Origin of the sequence: Kitasatospora sp. NPDC036755, assembly GCF_040636595.1 — a bacterium.
Classification (GTDB): Bacteria; Actinomycetota; Actinomycetes; order Streptomycetales; family Streptomycetaceae; genus Kitasatospora.
On record NZ_JBEZUT010000047.1, the window covers coordinates 26,987 to 35,384 of the forward strand.

The window sequence follows — 8,398 nt, forward strand, 5'->3', positions numbered from 1 at the left end:
ACCCCTCCAACGGGCGATGAGACAGCGTGCTCCTACCTCCTGCAGCGGTGCGCGCAGATGTTGTTACCCCTCCGAGGGGCGATGAGTTAGCGCCGATCCACGCCACCCACATCCACGGCATCACCTTGCTACCCCTGCGGGGCGATGAGGACCGGCGCGCTGGACATGCGTCGGGTGCCCGCCACCACATTGCAGCCCCTCCAATGGGCTATGGGACTTGCTGCAAGGTCAATGCCCGGCTGATCGCTAACCTGCTCAACGGCGGGGGTACGCGGAACACAATATTGGTACCCCCCCCGAGAGGGGCGATCAGCCGACCGCGGCCAGCGGGCGGCATTCCCCTTGATCACGTTGTTGCCCCTCCGAAGGGCGATGAGTCCGCGAAGCACTTCGAACTGCTGTCCGTCACCCTCGAATTGTTCTCCCTCCCAGGGACAATGAGTCCAGAGATGCCTATTTCATCCGATAGACCGTCAGTGCATGGTTACCCATCCGGTGGCGATGAGACTACGTGGACCCGGTGACGGACGACACGCCGTGGTAGTTGCTACCCCTTCCAGGGGCGATGAGGTGACGATCGGCCTCGGAGGCTTCTACCTCGCCGTCCGGTTGCTGCCCCTCCCAGGGGCGATGAGGCGCCGGATGCCTGCGGGTGGGTGGACTGGATGGTCGGGTTGTTACCCCTCCCAGGGGCGACGGGGTCGGGCCCTCCGAGCACTGTGCGGTCAGCGTAGACCTGTTGCTACCCCTTCCAGGGGCGATGAGGCGGCAGGCCCGCTCCACAAGGTCCGCATCCTGCACTGGTTGCTACCCCTCCCAGGGGCGATGAGGCGACCCGCGGCGTGGACGGGTGCTTCGCCTACTCGTAGTTGCCACCCCTCCCAGGGGCGATGAGGCTGAGCCACTTCACGGCGTCTATGCCGCCGTGGTCGTGTTGCTACCCCTCCCCGGGGGGGTGAGGCAGGCGTCACCTCGGCCACGTACAGCGGGTAGTAGGAGTTGCTGCCCCTCCCAGGGGGATGAGGCCGGCACGGTCATCACCTGGTGGGTGAAGCTCCCCAGGTTGCTACCCCTCGCAGGGGTGATGAGGCCGGCGCCGACTCCTATCACGTCGTCCCGTACTACGGGTTGCTGCCCCTCCCAGGGGCGATGAGACCTGCTTACCAGCCGGGTCTGACAACGGCGCCCGCGAGTTGTTACCCCTCCCAGAGGCGATGAGACGCGTTCGTGCGCGCCGTCAAGACCCCGGCGGACTTGTTGCTACCCCTCCCAGGGGCGATGAGGCATGGACCGGGCCGACATCGAGTACGACGTCTATCCGTTGCTACCCCTCCCAGGGGCGATGAGGCCGTGCCCGGCTGCGCCTGATTTTCCCCATGGTCACGTTGCTACCCCTTCCAGGGGCGATGAGGCGGTCACCGGCGGCGGCATCACGCGGGCCGACCTGGTGTTGCTACCCCTTCCAGGGGCGATGAGGCCCGATGGTAAAGCTGCAGGTCAAACGCCGGATGTGACTGGTCAGTGAGTCAGGTTCTGCAGTAGGAGTCCGGTGATGCTGGTGGCCGCGTCGTGGCGCTGCGGTGCGCAGGTTGGCGTTGGCTGGGTGGTCTTGTTCAACGGTAGGGCATCGAGTGCTGCCCCGGGGCCGTGGGGTGACTGTGCGCAATCTTGTGACGGCTGTCAGTGGTGCAGTTTAGGGTCCTGGACTGTGCGGCTGGTGGTTTGTCAGCTTGCTGGTTTGTCATGCCGTTTGAGCCTTGGAGTGCGGGATGAGGGTGCGGCTGGCCGTGGTGACGGCGGCGGAGGAGGTGCCGTGGGGCAGCGTGCTGGCCCCTGGTCGGGGGGTGGTCTACGACGTGCTGGGGCGGGTGGCTCCCGAGCTTGGGCGCCGGTTGCACGAGCACGGTGAGGGGCCCCACGGGATGGCGCCGTTCGGGCATGGTGCGCCGGTGTTCTCGTCCGCACGGCGGCGGCCGGGGCGGTATGCGGCGGGCGGGCGGGGGGTGGTCGAGTTCGGCAGCCCGGTGCCGGCCATCGTGGAGGCGCTGGCGGCAGGGTTCGCGGAGCGTGAGTTGTTGGATTGGGGCGGGGTCGCCCTGCGCCTGACGGGCCTCGGCCTGGTGGAGCCGCCGGAGTTCGCGGATGGCCGGGCGGTGTTGCGGACGTCAACTCCGGTGGTGATGAAGGGCTCCGGCTACGGCGCGGATGGGGTGCGCGGTCCGCGTCAGGCGTGGGTGCTGCCGACGGAGCTGGAGTGGGCGGGCTATTTCCAGGGGAACCTGCGGCGCAAGGCTGAGACCTTGGGCCTGGACGCCGGGGTCAGCTTGGAGTCGGTGTCCTGGGTGGGGCCGAAGAGGTCGTTCGCGGTGGGGCAGGGTGCCAAGCCTGGGGCGGCCGTCGAGGTGGAGCTGTCTGGAGCGCCGGAGACGCTGCGGGCCTTGTGGAGCTGGGGCCTGGGCCAGGCGAACTCGGCTGGGTTCGGCTGGGTGGCGGCATGACCGCGCCGGCTCGCGGTGATCTCGGCCAGGGCCGACTGGTGCTGACCGCGCACCCCTTGCAGCGGGTGGGGGCGTTCGCGCTCGCGGCCCTGGCCGGCGACGGCTCTCCGGAGGAGACCACCGAGGCCGAGTTCGAGGCGGCGCTGTCGCAGATGGCCCGGGACGCGCTGCGTGCGGCGCTCGGACGCGACAGCAAGGCACCGGACGGTTTCTGGTTGAAGGTCAGCTACTCATTCTTCCCCAACACCGCGATGAACCACCCCAGCAATGGCAAGCGCACCGACGCCGAGATCGCGGAGCGGGTGGAGCAGTGGCGGACTCTGCCCCCGCCGTCCGGCTGGCCGCTCACGGTGTGCTCGCTGTGCTCACGGCAGGCGGTCGGGTACTACGGGAAGAGCGACGTGCCGCTCGCCGAGAGCCAGTCGTACCGCAACACCACCCCGCGAGGCCACGACGGGATGGCCCTGTGCTGGCCGTGTCTGTGCAGCTTCTACGCGCTGCCCTACGGGGTGCGCCTGACCGGCGGCCCGTCCATCGCCGTGCACAGCTGGGACGGCGACTTCCTCCAGCACGCCGTGGTCGAGCAGGTCGACCACAACCGCATGCTCGCCGCCACCGGCGACGGCAACAAGCGGCAGACCGGCGCGCAGGAGGTCGTCGCACTTGTCGCGCTGCGCACCCACCGCCGCCCCATGGGCGCTGCCGTCGACCTCGTGGTGTTCAACAACAACAACCGCGGCCAGGAGCTGGAGACCCACTCGCTGGAGCAGCCGCTCGCTGAGTGGCTGCGCCGCACCCAGCGGCTGGGTGATCGGCGTGCCGGTTTCGCGGAGCTGGTTCGCGCCCACGCCAGTACGTCGACGCCCGGGCTCGTGGCCTTGGCCCGCAACGTCTTCCGCACGCCCAGCCGGATCGTGGCCGCCGGCCACGGCCGGCTCCTCAACTCCCTGACCCGCTTGGGGTGCGACCGTTCCCGGGCCGAGGCCCTGGCCGCGCTGCTCGACTCCTTCGCCACCGAGGTAATGCTGATGACCGAGAAAGACCTGGCCGAAATCGCCAGGACCGCCCGCAACGTGGCCGTGCTGCTGAACACCGCCACCACCGGCGGCCAACTGCGGAGCTTCCGCACCCTGCTGCGCGACCCGTCGAAGCTACGCGGGTGGCTGACCTCCCAGGGCGTGCAGTGGACCGTCAAGCCGCCCGCGGGAGCAGCGGGGCCGTTGGTAACCGAGCGAGGCTTCGAGCTGCTATTCAGCCCGGTCTCGCAGAACCCGGCCTGGTTCCACCGGGACATGCTCCTGGTCGGTGTGCTGCAGGAGCTGAACTCGCTCGGCTGGAAGCCCGAGCAGCCGGAGGAGGCGGGCGATGAGGATCTCGATCCCCGCGACCTCGAAGCCCTGACGTTCGACACGGAGGATGAGCAGCAGTGACGTACCTGGTTGGCAAGATCGTTCTGGATGTGGTGGCGGGAGCCCCGAACAACGGCTTGGCGGAGGACAACAACGGCAAGGTCAAGCAGTTGCGGGTCGGGCGGGACGTCCACCCGTACGTGTCCGCGCAGGCGTTCCGCCGCTGGCTGCGCGACAGCCTGCCCGTGCAGGAGTCACGGTCGCCGGTAACCCGGAGCGGCTCCGGTGCGAAGCAACAGGCTTACACCGCGGGCCGCCCCGATCTGCACATGGACGACGACCTGTTCGGCTACATGGTTGCGGTGAAGAAGGAGAGCTACGGCCGGGAGACGGTGCTGGCGACCGGCACGTTCGTGTCGGTCGTCCCGCAGCGGCCCACCAGCGACTTCGGCACCATGAGCCGGGACTTTCCGCCTGGCGAGCACCCGGTGATCCACTCCCACGAGCTCTACAGCGCCGTCCTGGCCGGGGACGTGCTCCTGGACCTTCCCCGTGTCGGCGTCTTCGAGACGGACGGCACGGGGCTGCGTACCGCGCTGAGCCCGGCCGCCGCGGAGGAGGCCGTCAAGGCGGGTGCCGAGAGGACGGTGCTGCGCAGCGTCGGCGCGGTGCGGCTGCCCCTGGCAGAGCGCCGGCGGCGGGTGAACACCGTGCTGCGCACGCTCGCCGCGGTGCGCGGCGGCGCGAAGCAGGCCCTCCACTACGGCGACCGCGCCCCGGCGCTGGTGCTGCTCGCCCCGGTCAAGGGCGGGGTGAACCCGTTCGCCCGGATCGTCGGCGCCGACGACGGCCGGCCTGTCTTCCAGGCCGATGTGCTGCGCGAGGAGATCGAGGCGTGGCGCGACGAGCTGGACGGTCCGGTGCTGGTCGGCTGGGCGCCCGGGTTCCTCGGCGACCAGCGTGAGAGGGCGGTCAAGGACCTCGCCGACCTCGTCGACAGCGGCGCCGTGGTCTTCGGGCACCCCCGGGTGATCCTCAACGGCCTGGCCGACCGGATCGGTGCGGGCGAGCACGACGCCTGGTTCGAGGACCCCGCGGCATGACGGCCGCCTCGGTCACGGCGCTGCGGGTGACGCTGACCGCGCCGGTGGTCTCCTTCCGCAACCACCTGTATGCCGGTGTGCAAGTCACTCATCCCTGCCCGCCGCCATCCACCGTCGCCGGCATGCTCGCGGCGGCGGCCGGCGGCTGGGACGAGGTCGACGTCGGCCTGCGGTTCGCCATGGCCTTCCACGCCGCTGGTACCGGGGTCGACCTGGAGACCTACCACCCGCTGGATGCCACTGGGAAGGCCACCACCCCGGTCCCGCGCACCCGGGAGTTCCTCGCCGACGCCACCGTGCACCTCTGGCTGCTGGACGATGCCGAGGCGTGGCGCGGCCGGCTGCGGCGGCCGGTGTGGCCGCTGCGGCTGGGCCGAAGCCAGGACCTCGTCGGAATCCGCCTCGACCACACCGTCCTCACCCCAGCCGAGGGGGAGCAGCGCGGCGCCATCGTCCCCGCCTTCCCCAAGGCCCAGGGCACGCTGCTACGGCTGCCGACCGCAGTGGCCCCGGGGCGGGAGCGGACCGTCTGGGGCGACTACCGGCACGACGCCACCGCCCGCAGCAGCACCCCGGTGCCCGGCAGCTGGTCGGATGCCGACGGCCAGGCCGTCCTGCTGCTGCCGCCCGTCCACCCCGGCGCCCACTTCACCACCACTGTCAGCCCGGCCTGACCCAGCAAGGAAGAAGGAGACAATCTTGGGCACGAGCGCCGATCCCCTGCGGACGCTGCTGGCCAAGAGCGCCCGCGGCGCCGTGCCACCCGAAGAGCTGACGGTGCACTTGGCGGCCACCTTGGCGGCCGGGATCGAGCTCGCCCGGCGGGTGGGCCGGATCGAGGCCGCCGAGCGCGTGCTGGACGGCCGGTTCTGGCTGGCCGCCCAGCTGAGCGGGCTGTACCACGACGGCGGCAAACTCCCCGACGGCTGCCAGCAGATGCTCCTCGGCCGGGTGCGCTCCTGGGGCGAACGGCACGAGATCGTCTCCCTGGGCTTCCTACCGGCCCTGGTCCCGGACGAGCAGCTCCTCGGGTGGGTGGCGGCCGGTGTCGCCACCCACCACCGCGCCATGACCGGCAGCAACGGCCGCGATCTGCGCTTCCTCTACGACGGCCTGACACCGGACGAACTCGCGAAGCGGATCGGCCCGATCGACGAGAACACGGTGACGGCGCTGCTCGGCTGGCTGCACACCACCGCGGCCAGCGCCCTGCTCCCCACCACCCACAAGACCGGCACGCTGAGCAGCACCAGCCTCACCGACACGGCGCACGGCATCCTCACCGAACTGCTGAACCGCTGGGACCGGCGGGTGGCCGCCGACATCGGCCTGGCCGCCGTCCTACTCCAAGGAGCGGTGACGGTCGCCGACCACCTCTCCTCCGCCCACGGCTGTCTCCACACCTCCCAGCCCTTCGACCACCGCTTCCGGCCCGCCCTCGAAGAGCAGATGGCCACCACGGGCCGCGTACTGCGCGAGCACCAGCTCCGCGCGGCCGAGACCAGCGGTCACCTGCTCCTGCGCGCGCCCACCGGGAGCGGCAAGACCGAGGCCGTGCTGCTCTGGGCGGCCCGCCAGGTCACCGAGCTCGCCCGGCACACGGGCGGGGTACCCAGGGTCTTCTTCACCCTGCCCTATCTCGCCTCCATCAACGCGATGGCCGACCGCTTCGCCGACCTGCTCGGCGACCCAGAGCTGGTCGGCGTCGCCCACTCCCGCGCAGCTTCCTACCACCTGGCCGCCGCCATCCACTCCACCGACAACCCCGACGAAGACGAGCAGGCCGGGCCCTGCCAGCAGAGCGAGGCCGCCAAGGCCCTGGCCCGGGCAGCGGCCACCCGCCTTTTCCGCGAGAGCGTGCGAGTGGGCACCCCCTACCAGCTGCTCCGCGCCGCGCTGGCGGGCCCGGCCCACGCCGGCCTGCTCGTGGATGCCGCGAACTCGGTGTTCATCCTGGACGAGCTGCATGCCTACGACTCCCGCCGCCTCGGCTACATCCTCGCCACGGCCCGGCTGTGGGAGCGCCTGGGCGGACGGATCGCCGTCGTCTCCGCCACCCTGCCCGACGTCCTCGCCGACCTCTTCAAGGACACGCTCGCCCAGACGCCCGCGCTCGTGGACACCCCCGATCTCGGCCTGCCGGCCCGCCACCGCCTGCAGGTCCGTCAGCACCACCTCACCAACCCGGCCACCACCAACGAGATCCGCGGCCGGCTCGACCAGGGCCAGAGCGTCCTCGTCGTCGCCAACAACGTCGCCCACGCCCTGGCCCTGTTCACCGAACTCGCCCCGCACTGCCGGGCCCTCCACGGCGACGACAGCGCCTTCCTCCTGCACTCCCGCTTCACCCGACAGGACCGCAACCGGATCGAGCAGAACATTCGCGCCCGATTCGCCAGCGCAGCAGCTGACCGCCTCCCCGGGCTGCTGGTCGCTACCCAGGTCATTGAGGTCAGCCTCGACCTCGACTTCAACGTCCTGTTCACCGCCGCCGCACCGTTGGAGGCCCTCCTCCAGCGGTTCGGCCGCGTCAACCGCCTCGGCGCCCGCGAGCCGGCCGACGTCATCGTCCACGCACCGACCTGGACCCGCCGACGCAACCAGCCCGGTGAGTACGCCGACGGCATCTACCCCCGCGAACCGGTCGAGGCCGGCTGGCAGCGCCTGCTCGAACACCAGAGCCGCATCATCAACGAGGCCGACGCGACGGTCTGGCTCAACACCATCTACGCCACCGGCTGGGGCCAGCGCTGGCACAACGAAGTCACCACCCACCGCGACATCTTCGACAACGCCTTCCTCACCTTCCGCCGTCCCTTCGCCGACCGCACCGACCTCGCCCAGACCTTCGACGAACTCTTCGACGGCACCGAAGCCATCCTCGAACAGCACCGCGCCGCCTACACCACCGCGCTCACCCAGGGCACTGCCGCCGAAGGACGCCTCGTCGCCGACCAATACCTCATCCCCATGCCGGCCTGGGCCGCCCCGCTCAGCCGCTACGAGAAGGCCCTCAACGTCCGCATCCTCGACGCCGACTACGACCCCGACCTCGGTCTCCTCGCAGTCCGCGGTCCCCACCGACACGCCTACCAGACCGGCCAGGTCGTGTAACGGATCGCCGGTAGCTTCACAAGACAGCAGGTCCACTCATCGCCCCGCACCGGGGTAGCAACTCCAGGTCGACGGAGACCAAGCGCAGGAATCGCTCGCCGTCCCCTCGTAGGGGTAGCAACGTGGGCGCGAACACGCCAACCCACAGGCTCTCGGCAGGCCCTCATCGCCCCTGGAAGGGGTACCAACTACCACTCCCAAGGCTCGAAGCCGAAGGTCCCTCCTCAGGATCGCCCCTTTAAGGGGAGGCAGCTCCATGCGCTCTGCCCGCGCCCGCGCCTGAGAGCCTTCTCCCTTGTCGACCGCGATGAGCGCCCAACTGGGGCGCACTGCA

Annotated in this window: 5 protein-coding genes and 1 CRISPR repeat array; all 5 genes read left to right on the forward strand. The window is 70.4% G+C overall.

The annotated features are described in order from the left end of the window. Window positions 1–543: 543 nt before the first annotated feature. Window positions 544–1,478: direct repeats of the CRISPR family, unit length 29 nt; unit sequence GTTGCTACCCCTCCCAGGGGCGATGAGGC. 291 nt (window positions 1,479–1,769) lie between these two features. The 5 genes from AB0E96_RS10250 to cas3 are packed head-to-tail and all read left to right on the forward strand — an operon-like array spanning window position 1,770 to window position 8,064. Beyond that, complete coding sequence (locus AB0E96_RS10250) at window positions 1,770–2,498, forward strand: CRISPR-associated endoribonuclease Cas6 (protein ID WP_359820925.1); 729 nt, start codon at window positions 1,770–1,772, stop codon at window positions 2,496–2,498. Further along, window positions 2,495–3,928: a hypothetical protein gene (locus tag AB0E96_RS10255; RefSeq protein WP_359820927.1), complete on the forward strand. Its 1,434-nt coding sequence runs from the start codon at window positions 2,495–2,497 to the stop codon at window positions 3,926–3,928. Before AB0E96_RS10250 ends, AB0E96_RS10255 begins: the two co-directional genes overlap by 4 nt. Next, window positions 3,925–4,950 (forward strand): type I-B CRISPR-associated protein Cas7/Cst2/DevR, encoded by a 1,026-nt coding sequence (gene cas7i / locus AB0E96_RS10260; protein WP_359820930.1) that lies wholly within the window; start codon window positions 3,925–3,927, stop codon window positions 4,948–4,950. The genes AB0E96_RS10255 and cas7i overlap by 4 nt, the downstream gene beginning before the upstream one ends. Continuing rightward, window positions 4,947–5,624 (forward strand): CRISPR-associated protein Cas5, encoded by a 678-nt coding sequence (gene cas5, locus AB0E96_RS10265; protein ID WP_359820933.1) that lies wholly within the window; start codon window positions 4,947–4,949, stop codon window positions 5,622–5,624. The genes cas7i and cas5 overlap by 4 nt, the downstream gene beginning before the upstream one ends. 25 nt (window positions 5,625–5,649) lie before the next feature. Continuing rightward, window positions 5,650–8,064, forward strand: a complete 2,415-nt coding sequence (gene cas3 / locus AB0E96_RS10270) for a CRISPR-associated helicase Cas3' (protein ID WP_359820936.1) — start codon at window positions 5,650–5,652, stop codon at window positions 8,062–8,064. Window positions 8,065–8,398 lie beyond the last annotated feature (334 nt).